At 70.6% G+C, this 23,814-nt stretch carries 16 protein-coding genes and 4 pseudogenes; 4 read left to right on the forward strand and 16 right to left on the reverse strand.

Annotated elements, in window-relative coordinates:
* Positions 1–17 precede the first annotated feature (17 nt).
* The 6 genes from ACFWW9_RS32085 to ACFWW9_RS32110 form a co-directional block, all read right to left on the reverse strand.
* Positions 18–1,676 carry an ABC transporter family substrate-binding protein gene (locus tag ACFWW9_RS32085; protein ID WP_390385713.1) on the reverse strand — a complete coding sequence of 553 codons (1,659 nt, stop codon included), beginning with the start codon at positions 1,674–1,676 and terminating at the stop codon, positions 18–20.
* Between the two features lie 121 nt (positions 1,677–1,797).
* The gene (locus ACFWW9_RS32090) at positions 1,798–3,927 is read right to left on the reverse strand and encodes a dipeptide ABC transporter ATP-binding protein (RefSeq protein WP_390385715.1); all 2,130 of its coding nucleotides are present in this window, start codon (positions 3,925–3,927) and stop codon (positions 1,798–1,800) included.
* Positions 3,927–4,973 carry an ABC transporter permease gene (locus tag ACFWW9_RS32095; RefSeq protein ID WP_390385717.1) on the reverse strand — a complete coding sequence of 349 codons (1,047 nt, stop codon included), beginning with the start codon at positions 4,971–4,973 and terminating at the stop codon, positions 3,927–3,929. The genes ACFWW9_RS32090 and ACFWW9_RS32095 overlap by 1 nt, the downstream gene beginning before the upstream one ends.
* Positions 4,974–4,989: 16 nt before the next feature.
* Positions 4,990–5,964, reverse strand: coding sequence for an ABC transporter permease (locus ACFWW9_RS32100; RefSeq protein WP_390385719.1), 975 nt, complete (start codon positions 5,962–5,964; stop codon positions 4,990–4,992).
* Positions 5,965–6,509: 545 nt separating this feature from the next.
* On the reverse strand, positions 6,510–8,207 hold the full coding sequence (ilvD, locus tag ACFWW9_RS32105) for a dihydroxy-acid dehydratase (protein WP_390385721.1): 1,698 nt from the start codon (positions 8,205–8,207) through the stop codon (positions 6,510–6,512).
* Positions 8,208–8,216: 9 nt separating this feature from the next.
* On the reverse strand, positions 8,217–8,909 hold the full coding sequence (locus tag ACFWW9_RS32110; RefSeq protein ID WP_390385723.1) for a DJ-1/PfpI family protein: 693 nt from the start codon (positions 8,907–8,909) through the stop codon (positions 8,217–8,219).
* A gap of 142 nt (positions 8,910–9,051) precedes the next feature.
* Here ACFWW9_RS32110 and ACFWW9_RS32115 point away from each other — a divergent pair, with 142 nt between their 5' ends.
* On the forward strand, positions 9,052–9,990 hold the full coding sequence (locus ACFWW9_RS32115; RefSeq protein ID WP_390385725.1) for a GlxA family transcriptional regulator: 939 nt from the start codon (positions 9,052–9,054) through the stop codon (positions 9,988–9,990).
* 31 nt (positions 9,991–10,021) lie between these two features.
* On the forward strand, positions 10,022–10,627 hold the full coding sequence (locus ACFWW9_RS32120; RefSeq protein ID WP_390385727.1) for a cadmium resistance transporter: 606 nt from the start codon (positions 10,022–10,024) through the stop codon (positions 10,625–10,627).
* Here the strand turns inward: ACFWW9_RS32120 and ACFWW9_RS32125 are convergent.
* Complete coding sequence (locus ACFWW9_RS32125; protein WP_390385729.1) at positions 10,624–12,525, reverse strand: transglycosylase domain-containing protein; 1,902 nt, start codon at positions 12,523–12,525, stop codon at positions 10,624–10,626. The genes ACFWW9_RS32120 and ACFWW9_RS32125 overlap by 4 nt on opposite strands.
* A gap of 119 nt (positions 12,526–12,644) precedes the next feature.
* Here ACFWW9_RS32125 and ACFWW9_RS32130 point away from each other — a divergent pair, with 119 nt between their 5' ends.
* On the forward strand, positions 12,645–14,141 hold the full coding sequence (locus tag ACFWW9_RS32130) for a serine/threonine-protein kinase (protein WP_390385731.1): 1,497 nt from the start codon (positions 12,645–12,647) through the stop codon (positions 14,139–14,141).
* Between the two features lie 35 nt (positions 14,142–14,176).
* Here ACFWW9_RS32130 and ACFWW9_RS32135 read toward each other — a convergent pair whose 3' ends face one another.
* Genes ACFWW9_RS32135 through ACFWW9_RS32150 form a run of 4 tightly spaced genes read right to left on the reverse strand, consistent with a single transcriptional unit; the run spans position 14,177 to position 15,918 of the window.
* Positions 14,177–14,782: a hypothetical protein gene (locus ACFWW9_RS32135; protein ID WP_390385733.1), complete on the reverse strand. Its 606-nt coding sequence runs from the start codon at positions 14,780–14,782 to the stop codon at positions 14,177–14,179.
* Positions 14,779–15,375, reverse strand: a complete 597-nt coding sequence (locus ACFWW9_RS32140; protein WP_390385735.1) for a nitrile hydratase subunit alpha — start codon at positions 15,373–15,375, stop codon at positions 14,779–14,781. The genes ACFWW9_RS32135 and ACFWW9_RS32140 overlap by 4 nt, the downstream gene beginning before the upstream one ends.
* A complete protein-coding gene (locus tag ACFWW9_RS32145; RefSeq protein WP_390385737.1) occupies positions 15,372–15,641 on the reverse strand; it encodes an SH3-like domain-containing protein in 270 nt (89 codons plus the stop codon). Before ACFWW9_RS32145 ends, ACFWW9_RS32140 begins: the two co-directional genes overlap by 4 nt.
* A complete protein-coding gene (locus ACFWW9_RS32150; RefSeq protein WP_390385739.1) occupies positions 15,634–15,918 on the reverse strand; it encodes a hypothetical protein in 285 nt (94 codons plus the stop codon). Before ACFWW9_RS32150 ends, ACFWW9_RS32145 begins: the two co-directional genes overlap by 8 nt.
* Before the next feature lie 50 nt (positions 15,919–15,968).
* Between ACFWW9_RS32150 and ACFWW9_RS32155 the strand changes: the two genes are divergently transcribed.
* Complete coding sequence (locus ACFWW9_RS32155; RefSeq protein ID WP_390385741.1) at positions 15,969–16,409, forward strand: GyrI-like domain-containing protein; 441 nt, start codon at positions 15,969–15,971, stop codon at positions 16,407–16,409.
* Positions 16,410–16,439: 30 nt separating this feature from the next.
* Here the strand turns inward: ACFWW9_RS32155 and ACFWW9_RS32160 are convergent.
* From ACFWW9_RS32160 to ACFWW9_RS32180, 5 genes and pseudogenes are all read right to left on the reverse strand, one after another.
* Positions 16,440–18,521: pseudogene (locus ACFWW9_RS32160) on the reverse strand (DNA gyrase subunit A); the annotation flags it as partial.
* A 390-nt stretch (positions 18,522–18,911) separates the two neighbouring features.
* Positions 18,912–19,559: pseudogene (locus ACFWW9_RS32165) on the reverse strand (LAGLIDADG family homing endonuclease); the annotation flags it as partial.
* 27 nt (positions 19,560–19,586) lie between these two features.
* Positions 19,587–21,107 (reverse strand): annotated as a pseudogene (locus ACFWW9_RS32170) (DNA gyrase subunit A); the annotation flags it as partial.
* 32 nt (positions 21,108–21,139) lie between these two features.
* A complete protein-coding gene (locus ACFWW9_RS32175) occupies positions 21,140–22,351 on the reverse strand; it encodes a toprim domain-containing protein (protein WP_390385770.1) in 1,212 nt (403 codons plus the stop codon).
* Positions 22,328–23,740 (reverse strand): annotated as a pseudogene (locus tag ACFWW9_RS32180) (ATP-binding protein); the annotation flags it as partial. The gene ACFWW9_RS32175 and the pseudogene ACFWW9_RS32180, both read right to left, overlap by 24 nt.
* Between the last annotated feature and the right edge of the window lie 74 nt (positions 23,741–23,814).

The following is a 23,814-nucleotide window of genomic DNA, read 5'->3' on the forward strand; positions in this document are numbered from 1 at the left end:
GTCAGGGAACACCGCGATCAGCTGGTGAAGCCGATGTGGATGTAGTCGTACGGGTTGTTCGCGAAACCGACCGCGCCGAAGTTCGCGATGTTCTCGCGGACCGCGACGGCGCCGGGGCTCTGGAAGATGGGCAGCTGGTGGCCCGAGGCCCAGATCGCGGAGTCGATCTTGTTGGCGAGGTCGGCGCGCTTGGTGTCGTCCAGCTCGCTGTTGGCCTCGTCGAACAGCTTGTTGATCTCGTCGCTGCCGACGCGACCGTAGTTCTGGTTCACGTTGGCCGGGTCGAGGGCGTAGATCGACTTCGAGGAGCTGATCGGGAACGCCGTGCTCAGCCAGCGGAACGAGGTGATGTCGAAGTCACCGACGTTGACGTGGGCCTTGAAGAAGTCCGCCGACGGGACGGCCTGGATGTCGACCTTGACGCCGACCTCCTTGAGCTGCGTCTGCACCAGCTTGGAGACCTGGTCGGAGGTCGGGTTCGGGGTCGGGATCACGAAGCGGATCGCGAGTTCCTTGCCGTCCTTCTTGCGGACGTCGCCGTCGAGCTTCCAGCCCGCGTCGTCGAGGCCCTTCTTGGCGGCTTCCTTGTCGAACTTCGCGACCGCCGAGTTGTCCTTGTACTCCTTGGCGCCCAACAGGAAGATGTGGTTGCCGAGGACCTTCGGGTCGGGCTGGATCGGACCGAGGATCGCCTTGGCGATGGTCGCGGTGTCGATGCCCTGCATGACCGAGGTGCGCACCTTCGCGTCGCTCATGACGGCGGAGGCGGCGCCGTTGAACGTCAGGTGGTTGTAGTCCGGCGTGACGGCCTGGCGGATCTTGATGCCGGGCGTCTGCTGCGCGCGCTTGTAGAGGTCGACGTTGGAGCCGATGTCGTACCAGTCGATGGCGCCGTTGGCGAGCGAGTCGGCGAGCGCGGTGCGGTCGATCACCCGGAAGGTGATCTTGTCCAGCTTCGGCTTCTCGCCCCACCACGCGTCGTCGCGGACGACGGTGACGAGCTTGCCGGTCAGGTCGATCGTGCCGATCTTGAACGGACCGGCGGTGACCTTCGGGCCGTCGACCCAGCCCTTGTTGAACTCGTCGGCGGTGGCGTTGAGCGCCTTCGGGTACAGCGGGCCGAAGAGGCTCTTCCACTCCGCGAACTTCTTCTTGAAGGTGACCTTCACCTCCTGGTCGGTCGCGCCCTTCTCGACCTTGTCGATGTCCTCGTAGCCCGTGGTGGACGCGGTCAGGAACGCCGGGTCGGCACCGCTGTTGGCCTTCGCCTGCGCGGCGAAGTCCTCCCACGAGAAGGCGGCGCCGTCACTCCACTTGGCCTTCGGGTTGAGCTTGTAGGTGATCACCTGCGGGTCCTGCGACGTGACCGTCGCGTCCTCCAGGTAGTCCTTGTTCAGCTCGATCGTGGAGTCGGCCTTCTGCACGAAGATGTTCGGCATGACCGCCGAGATCATCCGGGCGCCCGAGGCGACGGTGCCGTCGACCTGGTTGTAGTTCCAGTTGTCCGCCAGCGAGTCGACGGGCCACTTGAACTCGCCGCCGTCCTTCAGCTTGGACACCTCGACGGGGTTGATGTCGTCCTTGCCCTGCACCTGCTGGTCGGCGCCCTTGAGCCCCTGGTCGCTTCCGGTGGGGCCGCTGCCGCACGCGCCCAGCACCAGTGCCAGTGCGGCCACCGGCGCGGCTGCTCTGACCAATACACGTCGACTCACTGTCGTGGACCTCCCTCATGCCTGGCCGCGTCCGTCGTGGCCCGGTTCGTGCGCCCGGACGCCCCGCGTCCGGAAAACTGTGTGTTCAGAGGACTTGCCGCGCCTGCGCGAAGTGGCAGGCGGCCTCGTGGTCGGTGCCCTGCTCCTGGCGGGGCGGCTCGACCTCGACGCACGTGCGCTTCTTGTCCTCGGGCAGCGTCGCGTGCAGGAAGCAGCGGGTGCGGAAGCGGCACCCCGACGGCGGGTTGGCCGGGCTCGGCAGGTCGCCGGTCACCAGGATCCGCTCGCGCTGCCGCTCCTTGACCGGGTCCGGGATCGGGATCGCCGAGAGCAGCGCCTGCGTGTACGGGTGGCGCGGCGAGTCGAAGACCTCGTCGACCTGGCCGATCTCCACGATCTTGCCCAGGTACATGACCGCCACGCGGTCGGCGATGTGCCGGACCACGGACAGGTCGTGCGCCACGAACAGGTAGCTGAGGCTGAGCTTCGCCTTCAGCTCCTCCAGCAGGTTGATCACGCCCGCCTGGATCGACACGTCGAGCGCGGACACCGGCTCGTCGAGCACGATCAGCTTGGGTTCCAGCGCCAGCGCGCGGGCGATACCGATGCGCTGCCGCTGGCCGCCGGAGAACTCCGCCGGGTAGCGGGACGCGTGCTCGCGGCGCAGCCCGACGAGGTCGAGCAGCTCGGGGACGCGCTTGTCGATCACCGACTTCTCGACGCCGTGCACCTGGAGGGGCTCGGCGATGACGTCGTAGATCGGCAGGCGCGGGTCGAGCGCGGCCATCGGGTCCTGGAACACGACCTGGAGGTCGCGGCGGATCGCCTTGCGGGACTTGGCGTTCAGCCCCGCGACGTCCTGCCCGAGCACGGACAGCTCGCCGCCCATGGGCTTCTGGAGGTTGAGGATCTCCATCAGCGTGGTCGTCTTGCCGCAGCCGGACTCACCCACGACGCCGAGCGTCTCGCCCTCGCGGATGTCGAACGAGATGCCGTCGACCGCGTGCACGGTGCCGACGCGGCGCTTGAGCACCACGCCCTTGGTGACCGGGTAGTGCTTGACCAGGCCGGAGAGCTGGAGCACGACCTTGCGGTCCTCGCGCGGCACCTTGGCGATCTCGGGCTCGGCGATCACCTCGGCGCCGAAGATCTCCACGGCCGCCTCGGCGCCCTCGGTCTCGCCCGCGGCCAGGTCGCCGGTGCGGATGCAGGCCGCGCGGTGCTCGGGCGAGCCGTCCACGTCCACCAGTTCGGGCTCGGCGGTGCGGCAGGCGTCGACCTCCATCGGGCAGCGCGGCGCGAACGGGCAGCCGGGCGGCAGGTCGGTGAGCGACGGCGGCTGGCCCACGATCGGCACCAGCGGCTGCTTCTCGCCCACGTCCAGGCGCGGGATCGAGCCGAGCAGGCCCAGCGTGTACGGCATCCGCGGGCGGGCGTAGATCTCCTCGACCTGCCCGGTCTCCACGGCCTTGCCCGCGTACATGACCATCAGGCGGTCGGCGAAGCCGGCGACGACGCCCAGGTCGTGGGTGATGATCACGATGCCCGCGCCGGTGACCTCCTGCGCGGTCTTGAGCACCTCCAGGACCTGCGCCTGCACCGTCACGTCGAGCGCGGTGGTCGGCTCGTCGGCGATGATCAGGTCCGGGTCGTTGGCGATGGCCATCGCGATGACCGCGCGCTGCCGCATGCCGCCGGAGAACTCGTGCGGGAACGCCTTGGCGCGCTCCGCGGCGTTCGGGATGCCGACCAGGTCCAGCAGCTCCACCGCGCGCTTGGCGGCGGCGGACTTGGAGATCCGCGCGCCGCGGTGCACCAGCAGCGCCTCGGCGATCTGGTCGCCGACCGTGTACACCGGGGTCAACGCCGACAGCGGGTCCTGGAAGACCATCGCGACCCGCTTGCCGCGGATCTTGGACAGCTCGCCGTCGTTCAGGCCGATCAGCTCGCGGCCCTGGAACTTGATGGAGCCGGTGATCCGCGCCTGCGGGGGCAGCAGGCCCATGACCGCGAGCGAGGACACGGACTTGCCGGAGCCGGACTCGCCGACGATGCCGAGGACCTCGCCGGGCGAGACCTGGTAGCTCAGGCCGCGCACCGCGCGCACCCGGCCGGACTCGCTCGGGAACGACACCGCGAGGTCGTTCACCTCCAGCACCGGGCCCGTCGGAGCGGGCCGGTCGGCCGAGTCGAAGAGGAGTTCCGCGCTGGTCATCAGGCTTTTCCTCCGCCTTCCGTGGTGGTGGCCGCAGACGTGGTGTCGGCGGGGGTGGTGGCCGGGGCGGTGGTCACGTCGTCGTCCTTCGTCTTCTTCTCGCGCTTGCGGCCGCGCGTCGACGTCGGGTCGAGCGCGTCGCGCAGGCCGTCGCCGACGAAGTTCACCGCGAGCACGAACGTCACCAGGAAGCCCGCGGGGATCAGGAACAGCCAGGCGTAGGTGAGCGCCGAGTCGCTGCCGGTCGCGATGAGCGTGCCGAGCGAGACGTCCGGGGACTGCACGCCGAAGCCGAAGTAGCTCAGGCCCGTCTCCGCGAGCACCGCCGAGCCGACGTTGATCGTCGCGTCGATGATCAGCAGCGACGCCATGTTCGGCACGATGTGCTTGAAGATGATCCGGCCCGGCGACTGGCCCATGTACTTGGCGGCCTTGACGAACTCGCGCTCCTTGAGCGTCAGCGTCATGCCGCGCACGATGCGCGCGGTGATCATCCACTGGAACGCCGCCAGCAGCACCACGAACAGCAGCCACGACTTCCCGCGGAACGCCGGGCTCAGGATCGCGATGATCAGGAACGACGGCAGCACCAGCAGCAGGTCGACCAGCCACATGAGGCCGCGGTCCACCCAGCCGAGGAAGTAGCCCGCCACGGCCCCGACCAGCGCCGCGAACCCGGTGGAGATGACCGCCACCAGCAGGCCGATCAGCAGCGACTTCTGCAGCCCGCGCATGGTCTGCGCGAACATGTCCGTGCCGATCTTGTCGGTGCCGAAGATGTGGTCCGGGTACGGCGCCTGGAGGAACGCCGTGTAGTCCTGGGTGTCGTAGCTCCACTTGGACAGCAGCGGGCCGATGAACGCCAGCGCGTACATCAGCACGATGACGACCAGCCCGAACAGCGCCAGCCGGTTGCGCAGGAACCGGGTCAGGACGAGCCTGCCCCTGGTCGTGGACTTCTCGGGCTCCGGCGCGGCGTCGACGGGGCTGCCCGATGCGGCGCCCGCGGTACCCGCGGAGTCGCCCTCGTTGAGGATTACGGTCACGTCGTCGTCACCCTGCCTAGATGCGGATTCGGGGGTCGAGAGCCGCGTAGAGCACGTCGGCCAGCCATCCGGAGAAGAGCACGCAGACCGCGACGAACAGCGTCACCGTGGCCGTGATGTTGGTGTCCTGCGTGGAGATGCCGGTGATCAGCCAGTCGCCCATGCCGAACCAGCTGAAGATCCGCTCGGTGAACGTGCCGCCGACCACCAGCAGGCCGAAGCCGAACGCGAACAGCGTGGCCATCGGGATCAGCGCGGTGCGCAGGCCGTGCTTGAACAGCGCCTTGCGCCGGGTGAGGCCCTTGGCCTGCGCGGTCCGCAGGAAGTCGCTGCCCAGGACGTCGAGCATCGACGAGCGCTGGTAGCGGCTGTAGTACGCGATCTGGCCCAGCGCGATCGTCAGGGTCGGCACGATCAGGTGCTGCACCCGGTCGAGCAGCGACGCGATCCAACTGCCCTCGAAGCCCGGTGTCGTCTCGCCGGTGAACAGCAGGACGTTGTCGCCGATCGAGTTGTTCAGGTTCTGGGCGCCCAGCTTGAGCAGGGCGCCGAGCACGAACACCGGGGTCGACAGGACCACGAACGAGAAGAGCGTGGCGAAGTAGTCGCTGAACTTGTACTGGCGGATCGCGCTGATCACGCCCAGCAGCACGCCGAACAGGATGCCGATGGTGATGCCGAGCAGGAACAGCCGCAGGCTCACGCCCACCCGCCTGCCGAGCTCGTCGGTGATGGGCCGGTCGGCGATCGTCCGGCCGAAGTCACCCTGAACGACGCCACCCATCCAGGTGAAGAATCGTTGGGGAATCGGCTGGTCGAGGTGCAACTCGTGCCGCTTGGCATCGATCGTCGACGCGGGCGGCGGCGGATTGCGCTGCTGCAGCACGCCAATGGGGTCGAATGTGATGGAGGCCAAGCTGAAGGCCAGGAACGTCGCGACGAACGCCAGCACCACGTAGTTGACCAACCGTCGCAACAGGAATCCGGTCACCTGTGCTCAGTCCTCCTCGTTGCAGTGCGACGTCGACGTGCGGACCGGGCCTTACCCGATGCGCCCGCTTCTCGCGAAGAGATTAGACATGGCCCACCTCCGATGATGGGACCGCCCCATGTCTTGATGCCCCAGCATCGCCTGACCTGCGTGTTAGCCGCGTGAGCCGGGTCGTGCCGACGGGCAGCATGACCTATCGGAGGCCCGAACACCCGATATCCTGGCCCTCGCGACCGCGTCATCCCCCAATTGGGACAGGTTCGTGACCAAATCCCTCTTACGGGGAAACACGGGCGTTACCCATCGCCCCTTCGGACAACCCCGACTTCGTACAGTCTTTTTGACCGTTCACACTTAGTCGTGTCGGCACTCGGTCGAGTGAACACGTTCTTGTGAACGTGAAGGGGAATTTCCGCACCGATCCAGAACCGCCACTCGGAGGCCGGAAACGGTCAAGTCGGGACAGACGAGAACGGGGCCCCCGGCGTTCGTTTCCGAATGCCGGGGGCCCCGTTGTCGTTGTCAGCCTGGTTGTCAGGCCTGGTCTAGCCGCACACGGCGCCGCCGGACGCGGAGCCGACGAGCTTCGCGTACTTGGCCAGCACCCCGCGCTGGTAGCGGGCGGGCAGCGGCTCCCAGCCCTCGCGACGGGTCGCCAGCTCGGCCTCGTCCACCAGCAGGTCGAGGGTGCCGGTGGCCACGTCGAGGCGGATCTGATCGCCGTCGCGCACGAACGCGATCGGCCCGCCGTCGGCGGCCTCCGGCGCGACGTGGCCGACGCACAGACCGGTCGTGCCGCCGGAGAAGCGGCCGTCGGTGAGCAGCAGCACGTCCTTGCCGAGGCCCGCGCCCTTGATCGCGGCGGTGATGGCCAGCATCTCGCGCATCCCCGGCCCGCCCTTGGGGCCCTCGTAGCGGATGACGACGACGTCGCCCGCGGTGATCGTGCCGTCCTCCAGCGCGTCCATCGCGGCGCGCTCGCGGTCGAACACCCGCGCGGTGCCGGTGAACACGTCGGAGTCGAACCCGGCCGACTTGACCACGGCCCCCTCCGGCGCGAGCGAGCCGCGCAGGATGGTGATGCCGCCGGTCCGGTGGATCGGCCGGTCCATCGCGCGCAGCACGGTGCCGTCCGGGTCCGGCGGCGCGATGTGGGCCAGGTTCTCCGCCACCGTGAGGCCGGTGACGGTGAGGCAGTCGCCGTGCAGCAGCCCCGCGTCCAGCAGCGCCTTCATCACGACCGGCACGCCGCCGATGCGGTCGACGTCGGTCATGACGTGCCTGCCGAACGGCTTCACGTCCGCGAGGTGCGGCACGCGCGCGCCGATGCGGACGAAGTCGTCGAGGCTCAGCTCGACCTCGGCCTCGTACGCGATGGCCAGCAGGTGCAGCACCGCGTTGGTGGACCCGCCGAACGCCATGACCACGGCGATGGCGTTCTCGAACGCCTCGCGGGTCATGATCTGCCGCGCGGTGATGCCCTTGCGCAGCATCTCCACCACGGCCTGGCCGGAGCGGCGGGCGAACCCGTCGCGGCGGCGGTCGGTGGCGGGCGGGGCGGCGCTGCCGGGCAGCGACATGCCGAGCGCCTCGGCGGCGCTGGCCATCGTGTTCGCCGTGTACATGCCGCCGCACGCGCCCTCGCCGGGGCAGATCGCGCGTTCGATCAGGTCCACGTCCGCGCGCGACATCAGGCCGCGCGAGCACGCCCCGACCGCCTCGAACGCGTCGATGATCGTGACCTCGCGCTCGCTGCCGTCGGACAGCGTGACCCGGCCGGGCAGGATCGAGCCCGCGTAGAGGAACACGCTCGCCAGGTCGAGCCGCGCGGCGGCCATCAGCATGCCGGGCAGCGACTTGTCGCAGCCCGCGAGCAGCACCGAGCCGTCGAGCCGCTCGGCCTGCATCACGGTCTCCACGCTGTCCGCGATCACCTCGCGCGACACGAGGGAGAAGTGCATGCCCTCGTGGCCCATCGAGATGCCGTCGGACACGGAGATGGTGCCGAACTCCAGCGGGTACCCGCCCGCAGCGTGCACGCCGTCCTTGCTGGCCTTGGCGAGCCGGTCCAGCGGCAGGTTGCACGGGGTGATCTCGTTCCACGACGAGGCCACCCCGATCTGCGGTTTGACCCAGTCGTCGTCGCCCATGCCGACGGCCCGGAGCATCCCGCGCGCGGCGGTGCGCTCCAAGCCGTCGGTGACGTCGCGGCTGCGAGGCTTGATGTCGGGGGTCTCGTTCATGCACGAAACCTAACGGGCGCGCCCCCAGCCCTGCCCGGCGAGCCGCTCGGCGGCCACGGCCATGGCGTCGTTGACCGGTTTGGCGAACTCCCGCGCCCTCCCGGTCAGCACCGGACCGGACGCCTCCGGGGTGCCCGCGCCGAACGGCGGGGCCGGGTCGTACTCCAGCGCGAGCTGGGTGAACCTCGCCGTCTCCTCCCCCATCAGCTCGGCCAGCACCACGAGGCCGAAGTCCAGCCCCGCCGTCACGCCGCCGCCGGTGATCCGGTTCCGGTCGACGACTACGCGCTCGGCCACCCGTTCCGCGCCGAACGCCTCCAGCAGGTCCAGCCCGGTCCAGTGGGTGGTGGCCCGGTGGCCGCGCAGGAGTCCCGCGGCCCCCAGCAGCAGCGACCCGCCGCACACCGACGTGACGTACCGGGCCCGTGACCCGCGGTCGGCCAGGAACTCCAGCACGTCGAGGTCCTCGGCGATCGGGGCCTGGCCCAGCCCGCCGGGCACGAACAGCACGGCGAGGTCGGCCGGGCAGTCCGCCAGGGTCGTGGTGGGCAGCAGCGACACCCCGGAGTCCGTCGGCACCGGGTCGAGGTCCTTCCAGACCAGGTGGACCTCCGCGGCGTGGGAGAACGCCGCGTGCGGGGCGAGCAGGTCGAGCGGTGTGCAGCCGGGGTACAGCAGCATCGCGATCTTGGGAGCGTCCATGCGACCGACGCTAGCCGGCGTGATCCCCTCCGACCCGATGGCAGGAACGACAGCTTCCCCCGGATTCCCGCCAACGTTTGCGCCACCTCCCACCGCAGGTAGAGGACTTGGCGTTATCCAGGTGAGTGGGTACATTCCCGCCATGCACACCGTGGCGGTCCTGGCGCTCGACCACGTCGTCCCGTTCGACCTGGGCACGCCGCTGGAGGTGTTCGGCCGCGTCCGGCTGCCCGACGGCCGCCCCGGCTACCGGGTCCGCGTGTGCGCGGCCGACCCGGTCGTGGACGCGGGCCTGTTCACGATCACGGCGCACTGGGGCCTGGAAGGGCTGGCCGACGCCGACACGATCATCGTGCCCGGCACGGCGAACCCCACCGGCCCAGTGCCCCCGGCCGTGCTCGACGCCCTCCGCGAAGCCGTGGCGAAGGGCACCCGCGTCGCCTCCATCTGCTCCGGCACGTTCACCCTCGCCGCCGCGGGCGTGCTGGACGGCCTGCGCGCCACCACGCACTGGCTGGCGGCCGACCTGCTGGCCCGGCGCCACCCGGGGATCACCGTCGACCCGGACGTCCTCTACGTGGACAACGGGCAGGTCCTGACGTCCGCGGGCGCCGCGGCGGGCCTGGACCTGTGCCTGCACCTCGTCCGCCGCGACCACGGGTCGGCGGTCGCGGCCGATGCCGCCCGTCTGTCGGTGATGCCGCTGGAACGCGAGGGCGGCCAGGCGCAGTTCATCGTCGCCGAGCAGCCCCACACCCCGCGCGGGTCGGAACTGGAGCCGGTGCTGCGCTGGATGCGCGACAACGCCCACCGCGACCTGACGTTGGAGGACATCGCCCGGCACAGCGGCCTGAGCACCCGCACCCTGCTCCGGCGCTTCCGCGACCAGACCGGCTCGACCCCGCTCCAGTGGCTGCACCGCGCCCGCGTCCGCCAGGCCCAGTTCCTGCTGGAGACCACGGGCCACACGGTGGAGCGCATCGCGCTCCAGGTCGGCTTCGGCTCGCCCACGGCGTTCCGCGACCGGTTCAAGCGCGTCACCGGCGTCAGCCCGCGGGCCTACCGCGTAGCGTTCCGCTGACCTCCACCGCCGACGAGAAGGCAGCCCGAACGTGACCCTCGGCGTCCTCGGCCAGGCGGCGGGGCTGTTCGCCGTCACCAACATCGACGACATCGTCATCCTGGCGCTGTTCTTCGCCCAGGGGGCGGGCCATCGAGGCGCGACCCGCGCCATCGCGGTCGGCCAGTACCTCGGCTTCACGGCCATCGTCGCCGTCGCGGTCGCCGCGGCGTTCGGCGCGACCTTCCTCCCCGACGCGGCCATCCCCTACCTGGGCCTGCTCCCGCTCGGGCTCGGCGTCAAGGCCGGGGTGCAGGCGTGGCGGCACCGCCACGACACCGAGGAGGAGCGGTCCGCCGAGGCGGGCGGTCCGACGGCGCTCGCGGTCGCGGCGGTCACCTTCGCCAACGGCGGCGACAACATCGGCGTCTACGTGCCGGTCTTCGCCACTGCGGGCGTCGGCGGCATGACCGCGTACGTCGTGGTGTTCCTCGTCCTGGTGGCCGTCTGGGTGGCGGCGGGCAGGTACTTCGCCACCCGCCCGGCCATCGCGAAGGCCTTGTCGAAGTGGGGCCACGTCGTGCTGCCGGTCGTCCTGGTCGCCCTCGGCGCGTTCATCCTCGTCGAGGGCGGGGCCTTCGGCCTCCGACCCGCCTAGCCGATCGGCGCGGCCTCCGGGAACGCCAGCAGCGGCGTCCCGTCGAGCGCCTTGTCCATGAACCGCCGCCAGATGTCCCCCGGCAGCCCGGACCCCTCGACCGTCTCCCCCGCCGCGTTCACCAGGCTCACCTGGCCCGAGTCGGTCCCCATCCAGACCGCCGCGGCCAGCGTCGGCGTGTACCCGACCATCCACGCCTTGGACACCTCCGCGTTGCTGCTCGGGAGTTCTTGCGTGCCCGGCTTGCCCGCGCACTCGCGTTCGGCGGCGCACGCCACCCCCACCAGCGCCGGAACGGACTTCAGCACCGAGGTGACCGTGCCCGCGATGGCCTTGCTCCGCGCGGCGTCGGCGGCGAACGCGCTGCGCGCCGAGTCGGAGTGCTGGTAGAGCACCTGGCCGCCCACCGACTCGATCCGCTCGACGAAGTACGGCTCGTGGTGCACGCCTTCGGCGGCGAACGTCGCGTAGGCGACCGCGAGGTCGAACGGGCGGACCAGGGTCTTGCCCCCGCCGATCGCGATGGTCGCGTCCGGAGTCCCGCCTCCCTCCCCCGTCAGCAGGTCGCGGCGCACGTCGGCGATCTGCACGGACGCGGGGATGCCCGCGGCCTTGGCGGCGGTCGCCACGGGCAGGGTGCCGGTCTCGTTGAGCACCAGGTCGTAGTAGACCGTGGCGACGTCCAGCTCCGCGGCCGAGCGCAGCGAGCAGAACCGGCCGCAGGCCTGCGAGTCGCGGTGGTTGTGGACCTCCCGGCCGTCGAACTTGCGCGGCGAGGTGCCGTCGAACGTCTTGTCGACGCCGGTCCCCTTCTGCAACGCGGCGGTCAGGGCGAAGGGCAGGAACGTGGTGCCGGGTTCCTGGAGCGTGTCGAGCGCGTAGTCCACGCCCGCGCCGTCCTTGCCCGCCCAGTACGCGCGGACCGCGCCCTTCGCCGGGTCGATGGCGGTGAGCGCTTGCCGCAACGCGTACGGCTGACCCGTCATGACCTCGGTGATAGCGGACTCGGCGGCCTGCTGCGCCTTCGGGTCGATGGTGGTGCGGACGACGACCCCGGACGCGGCGGCGCGGTCCGGCGGGAAGCCCGCTGCCTCCAGTTCGCGCTCGACCTGCTTCCGGATGTGCGCGCGCACGCCCTCGATCGGCTGGAGCTGGGTCTGGCTGACCGGCAGCGGCTTCGGAAACGCTTGCGCGGAGCGGTATTCGCGGGTGATCCACCCCTGCTCGACCATCACGTCCATGACCGACGCCCACCGGGCCGAGGCGTAGGCCGTGTCCTCGGACCCCGCCGGGTTCGGGATCAGCCCGGCGATGGCGGCGGCCTCGGACGGCGTCAGCTGCGCCAACTCCTTGCCGTAGTAGGCGCGCGCGGCCGTGACGAAGCCGAACGCGGTCCGGCCCAAGTAGACGGTGTCGAGGTACGCGGTGAGGATCAGGTCCTTGCTGTAGCTGCTGCTCAGCTTGTGCGCCAGGACGACCTCGGTGAAGCGGCGGCTCCACGACGTGTCGGCGTTCTCGGTGACCAGCCGCAGGTACTTCTTGGCGATGCCGGAGCCGAGGTCGAAGTCGGCGGCGGTGTCGAAGTCCGGCTGCTCGGCGGCGAGCACCGCGTGCCGCACGGCGTCCGGGATCCGGCCGGTGATCGGCTCGCGGTTGGCGTCCGCCGAGGCGATCCGGGTCATCACGCTGCCGTCGGCGTAGAGGAGGGTCACGACCTTGCGCTGCCGCGCCGAGATCTCCGCCGGGTCGGGCGCGCCGACCGCCCGGTTGACGATGACGAAGGCCCCCACCGGGGCCAGGACGGCCAGCGCCAGCAGCAGGTACCCGGTCCGCCGGACCCAGCGCCACACCCGCTTGCGCTTGGGCCGCACGTCCTCGCCGTTCGACTGCTCCGCCACCGGTTTCCTTCCCCCAGGGATTCGACTCGACCCATTCTGTCGGCCTCATTCGATCAGCCTCGGGGGCACCCCACTAACATTGCCCTACCGTCAGCGTTTGCCAGTCCGGGGAGTCGCACGTGAGCGAGGAAAACCGGCGGGTCGCCGGGCGTTATGAGCTGACCGAGCGCATCGGCGGTGGAGCCATGGGCTTGGTCTGGCTCGCACGGGACCTACGGTTGGACCGCGTCGTCGCGGTGAAGGAACTGATCCTGCCTTCGCACCTCGACGAGAAGCAGTCCGAGCAGGCCCGTCGTCGCGCCATGCGCGAAGCCCGCATCGCCGCGCGGTTGCAGCACCCCAACGCCATCGCGGTCTACGACGTCGTGGAGCACGACGGCCAGCCGTGGCTGATCATGGAGTACCTGCCGTCCAAGAGCCTGGCCGCGGCCATCGCCGACACCGGCCCGCTGCCGGTCGACGACGTGGTGCGCATCGGCGGGCAGCTCGCCGCCGCGCTGGCGGTGGCGCACAAGGCGAACGTGGTGCACCGGGACGTCAAGCCCGGCAACGTGCTGCTCGGCGACTCGGGCGCGGTGAAGATCACCGACTTCGGCATCTCGCGCGCCATCGACGACGCCAGCGCCACGGCGACCGGTCGGTCCGTCGGCACGCCCGCGTTCTTCTCCCCCGAGGTCGCCAAGGGCGAGGACGGCGGTTACCCGTCGGACGTCTTCTCGCTCGGCGCGACGCTGTACAACGCGGTCGAGGGCACGCCGCCGTTCGGCATCTCGGAGAACTCGATCGCCCAGCTGCACCGGGTCGCCGAGGGCACGATCCGGCCGCCGGAGAAGGCGGGCACGCTGACGCCGGTCCTGCTGCGCCTGCTCGACCCGGACCCCGACACCCGGCCGACGATGGCCGAGGCGGCCGAGGAGCTCGCCGTGCTGGCCGAGATCTCCGAGCCGACGCCGACCCTCGTCGAGGAGGCCCCCGCTCCGCCGCCACCGGTCGCCGAACCCGTCGCCGCCGCGGCGGTCGCGGAACCGTCCACAGAGGACGAACAGAAGCGGCGGAGGCGGGCGGTCTTCGGGCTGATCGGCGTGACTGTGCTGCTGCTCGCGATCGTCGGCGCGGCGTTCCTGTTCGCCAACCGCGACAAGACGCCGTCGACCGGGCAGGGCGGCGCGTCCACCAGTTCCTCCGCGCCCGCGACGACGACCCAGGGCGGCGACCAACCCCCGGCCCAGACGACCGAGACCAGCGCGGCGGCGACGACCACGACGACGTCGTCCCAGACGTCGACCACGGTCTCCAGCCCGCCGCCCGCCTCCACGGGCACGGCGGCGCAGGCGGTGACGGACTACTACGCCACGCTGCGGACGGACAAGGCCGCGGCGTACGCGCGGTTGACCGAGAAGTTCAAGACCGCCCGCGCCCCGTCGTTCGACGACTACGCGGGTTTCTGGAACGGCTTCAGCTCCTTCACCGCGACCAACATCGCCGAGCAGGGGACGAACAGCGTCGCCGCGACCATCACCTACGTCTCGGCGGCCAACGGCACGCAGGTCGAGAACCACGTGTACACGCTGGTGCAGCAGAACGGCCAGTGGCAGATCGACACCCAGAGCCCGTGACCCGCGGGCGGCTCGTCCCGTGCCGGGGCGAGCCGTCAGCGGTTGGCGGGCGTGTAGCGCGGCAGACCGTCGACCGGCAGCAGGTACCCCTCCCAGCGCTGGTCGGGCACCTGCCCGGCGACGCTCGCCGCGTCGATCCCGGCGTCGACCTCGAAACCGATCAGCCCGAGGACGAAGCCGACCTCGTCGAACACCGCCGCGCCGACCAGCGCGAGCCACGCGTCCAGGTCCCGCCGCCACCGCAGGGACTCCGGGCCGCCGTGGTCGCCGAACGGGAACCCGCCGATCCGCTCGTCCGCCTCGACCAGTGCCCCGGTGGGCAGGTAGAACGTGAGCCACCGGCCGCCGTCGTCCAGCAGCGTGGCGAAGACCCCGCACACGACCCGGTGGCCGCCCGGCACCACCACGGTCCCGCGCAGGTGGCCGAACTCCTCCAGCGACGCCACCGTGCACGGCACCTCGGCCTGGTCGGCGGGCTCGCGGTGGCGGTCGGCGTGGCAGCCGACGATCCCCGCACCGCGCCACAACGCGGTCAACGCCCGTTGCAGCACCGCGTCGGCGGGATCGTCGAACTCCATGGTCAGCTCGTAGAACCCGCCGTCCCAGTTGCCCTGAGCGGTGAAGGACGCGCTCGTGGTCATACCGGGGCGACGCCGATCAGGCCGTTGCGGGTCACGAGGTCGGCCAGGGCGCGTTCGTCGAGCGAGTCGGTGTCCGCCGGACGGACCGGCAGGACCATGAAGCGGGTCTCGGCGGTCGCGTCCCAGACGGTGATGTCCACGTCCGGTGGGAGGTGGAAGTCGAACTCGGCGAGCACCGACCGGGGGTCGCGGACCACGCGGGACCGGTAGGACTCGCTCTTGTACCAGGTGGGCGAGGGGCCTAGCAGCGCCACCGGGTAGCACGAGCAGAGCGTGCAGACGACGACGTTGTGGCTGGTGGCGGTGTTCTCCACGACCTTGAGGCGCTGGTCCTGGAGGCCACCGCCCATGGTCGCGCCGACCTCCGTCACGGCCGCCGCCCCGTCGGCCAGCAGACGGGCGCGGTAGGCCGGGTCGAGCCACGCCCTGGCGACCACGCGAGCCCCGTTGTCCGGGCTGGCCCTGGCCAGGAACGCCTCCAGGGCGCGGTCCAACTCCTGGGCGTCGACCAGGCCGCGGGCCTCGAGCAGCGCCTCCACGTGCCGCACCCGCGCGGCCAGCGCCGCGTTCTCGCCGGTGTGGTCTCCACTCATGACGGCTCCAGGTGGCTTTCCCAGATGGCGAGGGTGACGTCGTGGTCGCCCTCGCCGAACAGGTCGCGGGCGGCGAAGCGGACGGCGTACACCGGCTGCGGTGGCGCGGGCAGGCCGCGGGAGCGGTCGTCGGCCAACGGGTGCGAGCCCTCCACCTCGACGACCGTGCCGACCGCGCCACGGGCGTAGCGCGGCAGCCGGGTGTGGTGCGGCGGGTCGGCGTGCGCGGTGCGGACCCGGTCGCCGGGCGCGAACAGCTCAGGCACCGGCCACCTCCGCGGCCGTGCACACGCCCTTCTCCACCAGCAGCGCGGAGATGGCGAGGAACCACTTCTCGTAGTACGACGAGGCCAGGTACGTCGACGGCGGCAGGCGTTCCACGGCGTCGCGGAACTCGTCCAGGTTGTAGACGCCCCGGCCGATGAGGGCCCGGTTGAGCGCGAACACGTGCGCTTCCCAGTCCGCGTGGAACGGCGGCTCGTCGAGCTCCGGTTCGATCGCCGGGAACCCGTGCATCCCGCCGACGTCGTTGATCCGGCTCATCCGCGCCTCCCCGACTAGCCTCGGCACCCAGGCTAACCGGGAGCGAATCGATGGACCACGTCGTAGAGCTGATCACGGTGGACGCGCGGCCGACGGTCGTCGTCGCGGCGGCCACCACGTGGCCGGAGTTCCCGGCCCTGTGGAAGGTGCTGCTGGACGAGGTCTGGGGGTGCCTGCGCGCCCACGGCGTCGACCGCGGGTGCCCCAACGTGATGCTGTACCTCGACAACGTCCCGCACGTCGAGGTCGGCGTGCTGGCCGAGCCGCCGCCGTTGACCGGTCGGGTGGTGGCGTCGGCGCTGCCCGCCGGGACCGTGGCGAGGACCGTGCACCGCGGCGGGTACGACGGCCTGGGCGCGGCGCACCAGGCCGTGGTGCGCTGGTGTGCCGAACACGGGCACCGGCTCGCCGGGCCGCGCTGGGAGGTCTACGGCCCGCACCGGGACGACCCGGCCGAGATCGAGATCGAGATCTACCACCTGCTGGGGTGACCGCTCCCGGAGTCCGGGAGCGGTCCACGCTCAGCCGCGCTCGATCACGTGCCCCACGACGTCCGGGCCGGGGTGCGGCGAACCGGACCCGTCCCGCCGCTGGTCGACCTCCGGCAACTCCACCGGCATGCCGGTCTTCGACGCGCCCGCCGGGCGCGAGCCGATCCACGCCAGCACCAGCCCGGTCTCGCCGCTCAGGAACCGCTGCGACCGCACACCACCGGTGGCGCGGCCCTTCGCGGGGTACTCGCTGAACGGGGTCACCTTCACGCTCTGCCCGCTCGACGTGACCACCATGGCCTCGCCGTGCGCCTCGTCGTCGGACCGGATCGCCCCGAAGAACACCACCCGAGCGGTCGACGACACGTTGATGCCCGCCATGCCACCGCCCTTGAGGCCCTGCGGCCGCACCAGCGACGCGGCGTACCGCAGCAGCGACGAGTCGGACGTGACGAACGCGAGGGTCTCCGAGCCGTCGGTCAGCCAGGTGGCGCCGACGATCTCGTCGCCCTCCTTGAGGCTGATGATCTCGAACTCGTCCGACCGCACCGGCCACTCCGGCGCGCACACCTTGACCACGCCCATCCGCGTGCCGATCGCCAGGCCCGGCGACGTCGGGTCCGGTTCGCCGAGCGGCGCGATGCCGACGACCTTCTCGCCCTTCTCCAACGGCAGCAGCTCGCTCGCCGCCATGCCGCCGCTCAACGACACCGTGCCGACCTGCTCGGGCAGCACCGGCAGCGGCAGCACGTCCGTCTTGAACGCCCGCCCGAGGTTCGTGACCAGCAGGATCTGGCCGCGGGCCGTCGAGTGGACCACGGCGGCGACCGCGTCGTGCCGGGTGCGGCCCTTGCGGCGCTTGGCCTCCGACGCCTCCTCGGACTCCGCGGCGGTCCGCGCGACCAGGCCGGTGGCCGACAGGATCACCTGGCACGGGTCGTCCGCGACCTCCAGCGGCCCGGCGGGCTTGGACGCCGCCAGGACCTCCTTCAGGTCGCCGTCGATCAGCGACGTGCGGCGATCGGCGCTCAACTCCTTGGCCACGGCGCCGAGTTCGGTCGACACGAGCTTCTTCAGCACCGACTCGTCGTCCAGGATCTTGGACAGCTCGGCGATCTCGGCGCTCAGCCGCTCCTGCTCGCCCTCCAGCTCGATCCGGTCGAACTTGGTGAGCCTGCGCAGCGGCGTGTCCAGGATGTAGGTCGCCTGGATCTCCGACAGCTTGAACCGCGCCATCAGGCCGTCCTTGGCCGCCTGCGCGTTCTCGCTGTCGCGGATCAGCTTGATGACCTTGTCGATGTCCAGCAGCGCCTTGAGCAGGCCCTCCACCAGGTGCAGCCGGTCCTCGCGCTTGCGGCGGCGGAACTTCGTCCGCCGCGTCACCACGTCGTACCGGTGGGCGAGGAACACCTCCAGCAGCGCCTTGAGGCCCAACGTCTGCGGCTGGCCCTCGACCAGCACCAGGTTGTTGATGCCGAACGACTGCTCCATCGGCGTCAACCGGTAGAGGTCCGCCAGCAGCGCCTGCGGGTTCACGCCGACCTTGCACTCGACGACGAGCCGGATGCCGTTCTCGCGGTCGGTGAGGTCCTTGACGTCCGCGATGCCCGACAGCCGCTTGGACTTGTTCACCTCGTCGGTGATCTTCTCGATGATCCGCTCGGACCCGACGCCGTACGGCAGCTCGGTGACCGTGATCGCCTGCCGCCCGCGACTGCCTTCGAGCGGCCCGATGTCGACCTTGGCCCGCATCCGCACGACCCCGCGCCCGGTCTCGTACGCCTTGCGCACCTCGTCCAGCCCCAGCAGCGCGCCACCGGTCGGCAGGTCGGGGCCGGGCACGAACTCCATCAGCTTGTCCAGCGACGCGTCCGGGTGCGTGATGAGCCACCGCGCCGCCGCCACGACCTCGCCCAGGTTGTGGGGGATCATGTTCGTCGCCATGCCGACCGCGATGCCCGAGGTGCCGTTGACCAGCAGGTTCGGGAACGCGGCAGGCAACACCGACGGCTCCTGCAACGACCCGTCGTAGTTGGGCCGGAAGTCGATCGTGTCCTCGCCCAACTCCCCGACGAGCAGCATCGCGGCTTGCGACATGCGGGCTTCGGTGTTGTGGTTGACAAAACCACCCGCGAGGAAGGAGTGGTCCTCGGAGTCGACGCGGACCGAGTACACCTCAGCGGGCGCGCCTGCCTCCACATCGGTCACCGTTTCGAAGCGGTAACCGGAGTCCATGATCGGCAGGATCGTGGCGAGGACCTCCGGGTCCTCGATCCGGTCGATGATCCGCAGGCGCTCGGTCTCCCAGCGCTCAACCCGGTCGAAGTTGTGGCTGGTCAGCCACTTCCCACCACTGCCACGCCGGTCGAAGTCCAACGCTTCGCGAACGAAGTCCGCGACGAACGGCACGCTGTCCTGGCTGAGGCGGTGCGGACGCCGAGGCGAGTGCTGGAGGAGCTCCTGCACCTTCGCCTGCTTCGTCTTGAGGAATCCGATGCGGGAGACGAAGGCGCGAACGTTGCGAAGCCCGGAGATGACGAGGCGACGCTCCACCGCGCCGCTCGCACGGGTGTAGGTGCGGTGGCTCGCGATGACGCCGAACTCGGCGAGCATCTCGTGGATCTCGTTCGCCAGCCGCTCGCTGTACGTCGTGTACTGGACGGTGAAACCGTTGACGGCGTCGCGGACGCCCCCGTCACCTTCGAACGCGGCCATCAGGAACGCGCGCTTGACACCCCAACCCCCGTTCCACACGAACTCGGGGACGAACTTGTCACGCGCCTGGTGCCCGATGAACTCGGCCAACGGGCTGTTCCGGAACGCCTCCATGCCACCGGCGTAATCCTGGATGTCGAGTTCGTGGATCTGCTTGCGATCTTGGCGTGTGTGACGTTCGGAAACGTAGCGCTGTCCGCCTACGACCTGGTCGTAGGCGTGCAGGACCTCACCGAAGAAGTGCGCGTCGGTGTTGTTGAAACCCGCCCGGCTGTCGTTGGCCCACCCTTCGGAGACCCAGGCGCCACCGAGAACACCGAGCATGTACTCCCTGGCGGTCGGGATGACCTCGGACCACGCGTTGCGCGCGATGCACACGACGGCGCCGGGCTGGATCTCGTCCAACCTGCGCCACTGGAACAGCGGCACCCCCATGGGCGCTTCCAAGCACAGCACCAGATGGTTCTCGCTACCCCGGAGGGAGAAGCCCGCCTTGGTCCGAATGCTCAGCGTCGGGTGAACGCCGGAGTTGAACACCTTGTTCACGCGGACGGCCTTGCCGTCCTTGTCCAAGACCTCGAAGTCGGCGTCGGCCTCGGAGTCCGCCGCGAGGTTCACGAGGTCGGCGATACGAGGACTCGAACCGTCCGCCAGGCGAAGGCGGGTGTCACCGACGACGCAGTACCGCGAGGCGGCCGGGCCGTCGTCGGGGGAGCCGAAGTTGCCGTGGCCGTCGACCAGCGGGGTGTTGAGGGAGAAGTCCTGGGCCAGGCGGACCATGGCGTCGTAGATCGCGCCGTCGCCGTGCGGGTGGTACTTGCCCATGCAGTTGTGGACGATCTGGCCCTCGACGACGAAAGCGTGTTCGTCCGTGCCGACCTGGATGTCGTACGTGGTGTCGCGGGTGACCGGTTCGACCGTGCGGACGCTCGTCAGCGACAGGCCGGGCAGCAGGGACGGGCGGGCGGTGGCCGGGGCGACGGTGTGCAGGCCGTCGGTGCGGGACCACGGGAGCAACGCCCGTGCGAGGGCGGCGGCGTCGGGGCCGGTGACGAGCAGGCCGTCGGCGTGGGCGGACGCCCGGAAGCCCAGGTCGCCCAGCAGGGCGCGGACGCCGAGGTCCGGGAGGACGATGCCCTGCTCGGTCGCGGAACCCGCGGTGTCGAGCAGGCCCGCGAGGAACGGGATCCAGGACGCGCGGTCGAGCGGGACGCCGTCGAAGGTGAAGCCGGTGACGGTCAGCAGGTGCCGCTCGGGCTCCTCGACCTTCTCGCGGGTGGTCTCGACGTCCGCGCCGATCGCCCAGCCGTGCGCGGCGTCGATCACCGCGCTGTCGGGCGACGAGAGCACCACGCCGCCGTCGACGGACTCGCCGATCGCCAGGACCAAGGCCTGCACGTACGGCAGGGCGTCGGCGCCGGTGGGCAGCGCGGACCAGCGGTCGCTGCCGTAGCCGGCGGTGAGCTTGCCCGCGAGGTCGCGGGCCGCCGTCCAGCCGGGAGTCAGGTCGTCGGTCACGGTGCGGAAGCGCTGGCCTGGGGTGACCACCATGGTCTGGCCGGTCGCCCACGTGACGCGGACCAGCTCGGACGCCGGGTTCTCGTACGCCTCCACCACCGGGATCGGGACACCCGCCGGGTCCAGCACGAGGTCGCCGACCTCGATCGCCTCGATCGGCCGCAGGCCGGACGGGGTCGACACCAGCGCGCCGCGGACGAAGCAGTCGCCGACCACGCGGGCGGACTTCACGTACGCGTGCGTCGGCCGGTAGCCCTGCTCGTTCATCGAGTACAGGATGCGGCGGTGCACGGGCTTGAGGCCGTCCCGCGCGTCCGGGAGGGCGCGCGAGTGGATGACCGAGTACGCGTACTCCAGGTACGAGTCCTCGATCTCGGACTTCAGCGGGGTGTCGACCACGGTCGCGCCCGCCTGGTCGAAGGCGGAGGGGTCGACCTTGGTCGTCGGGCCTTTGCGGCGTGCCATGACTGGGGGCTCTCTCTACGGGTGCGTGGTGGTCAGAGGTCGATGGCGGACTGGTCGACGCGGGAGGACGACTCCACCAGCCACACCCGCCGCGGTTCGACCTTCTCGCCCATGAGCAGTTCCAGCGCCGACTCCGCCGCTTCGGCGTCGTCGATGGTGATGCGGCGGACGGAGCGGGTGGCCGGGTTCATCGTGGTCTCCCACAGCTCGTCCGCGTCCATCTCGCCCAGGCCCTTGAACCGGGGCACGGGGGTGACGATCTGCTTGCCCGCCTTCTCGAAGCGGGCGACCGTCTGCTCCATCTCCCGCTGGGTGAAGGTGAAGCGGGTCTCCGGGTTGCGGCCCTTCGTCACGACCTTGTGCAACGGCGGCATCGCCGCGTACAGCCGCCCGTCCTCGATGACCGGGCGCATGTACTTGGCGAACAGGGTGATCAGCAGCGTCCGGATGTGCGAGCCGTCGACGTCCGCGTCCGCCATCAGGATGACGCGGCCGTACCGCATCGCGGCGAGGTCGAACGTGCGGCCGGTGCCCGCGCCGAGCACCTGGACGATCGAGGCGATCTCGGCGTTGCGCAGGGTGTCGCCCAGGCTGGCCTTCTGCACGTTGAGGATCTTGCCGCGCAGCGGCAGCAGCGCCTGGTACTCCGAGACGCGGGCCATGCGCGCGCTGTTGTGCACGAACACGCCGGACTCCAGCGCGAAGTTGTGGTGGACGTCGACCGTGAGGTCGTACACGTCGGCCACGTCCTCGATCAGCTCCACGGCCCCGACCTGGTGGTTGACCGGCGCGCGGCCGTCGCCAGGCAGGTCGAGCGTGCCGGACAGCGAGTGCTCCGCCTCGGGCCGAGGCAGCGCCCACACCTCGCGGTCGTTCATCCACACCGGCACCTGACCGTCCACAACGGACTTGCCCCGGTACAGCGGCATCAGCGACTGGCCGACGACGAGGTCGTCCGCCCGGCGGTACGAGCCGTCGCGCAGCCGGAACAGGTGGTCCGGCGTGCACCTCAGGACCTCGCCGTTGTCGAGCGTCACCCGCACCAGCGGCGCCAGGTAGCGGGTCAGCCGCGGCTCCAGCAGCGGCACCACGACGACCTTGCCCGTCTCCGTCGAGGCGTAGCCGTAGTGGGTGATGCCGAACGCCCAGTCGGCGACCAGCTCGGTGAACGACTTCGGCCTGCCGTACGCCATCGCGACCAGCGTCTCGCCGGTGAAGCAGCCGAGCGCGCTGTCGCCCTCCACCAGGAACAGCTCGCTGCGGGACACGCCCGTCGCGCGGCAGTCGACCAGCTTCGGCGGCATCGACGCGCCTTCCAGCGCGGTCTTGCGGCGGGCCGCGTCCTTCTGCTGCTTCTGGGTCAGCCGGACGCGCGAGGCGTCGACGACCTTCTGCAGCACGACCTTGGCCTCGAGCTTGGTCTTCTTGTCCTCGGTCCACTCCTTGAGGTGCTTCTCGACGACGGCCTGGATGACCTTCACGATGCCCGCGGTGGACAGCTCGTCCTTGGTCTGCGAGGTGAACTGCGGCTCGGGGATGCGGACGTGGATGACGGCGGTCATGCCCTCCTGGACGTCGTCCAGGGTCGGCATGTCCTCCTTGGCCTTGAGCAGGCCTCGGGTCTTGGAGATGGCGTCGTGCAGCGCCTTCACGACCGCGCGGTCGAAGCCGCGGCGGTGCGTGCCGCCGTGCACGTTGCGGATCGTGTTGGTGAAGCACTCGACCGAGCGCTCGTACCCGGTGCCCCAGCGCAGCGCCACCTCGACCTCGGCCTGGCGCTCCACTTTGGACCGCATGACGCCGTTCTGGTCGGCCGCGTTCTCCTGGTAGGTGCCGGAACCGTTGACGAGCAGCGTGCCGGACACGGCCTTGTCGCCCGCCGGGGCGAGGAAGTCGACCATGTCGGCCAGGCCGTTGGGGTAGTGGAAGGTCTCCTCGCCGATCGAGTCCTCGATCGCGGTGCGGAGCACGTACGTGACGCCGGGCACGAGGAACGCGGTGTTGCGCAGCTTGGCGCGCACGCCCTCCACGTCCAGCGACGAGCCGTTCTCGAAGTACCGGGAGTCGTACCAGTAGCGGATGGACGTGCCGGTCGACTCGCCGCGCTTCATCCTCCCGGTGATCTGCAACCCGGACTGCCGGGCGAACGTCGCCTTCGGACCGGGGCCGTCGAACACGACCGGGACGCCGTGCGCGAACGACATCTGGTGGACCTTGCCGTCGCGCTTCACCGTCACGTCGAACCGGTGCGACAGCGCGTTCACCGCCGACGCGCCGACGCCGTGCAGGCCGCCGGACGTCTTGTAGCCGGACCCGCCGAACTTGCCGCCCGCGTGGAGCCTGGTCAGCACCAGCTCGACACCGGACAGGCCGGACTTCGCGTGCACGCCGGTGGGGATGCCGCGCCCGTCGTCGTCGACCTGGACGCTGCCGTCGGCGTGCAGCGTCACGACGACGCGCGAGGCGTTGCCCGCGATGCCCTCGTCGGTGGAGTTGTCGACGATCTCGGTGAAGAGGTGGTTGATGCCGCGGCTGTCGGTCGACCCGATGTACATGCCGGGTCGTTTGCGGACCGCTTCCAGACCCTCCAGATGCGTCAGGTCGTCGGCCCCGTAGAGGGTCTCGGCAGTCACAGGGTCAATCTCCCGGTCGTGGATTGCGGACGCGCTTGCGAATGGGCGGTACCGGGAGACTATCCGGAGGGTCC

The organism is Umezawaea sp. NPDC059074, assembly GCF_042738955.1.
Lineage (GTDB): Bacteria > Actinomycetota > Actinomycetes > Mycobacteriales > Pseudonocardiaceae > Umezawaea.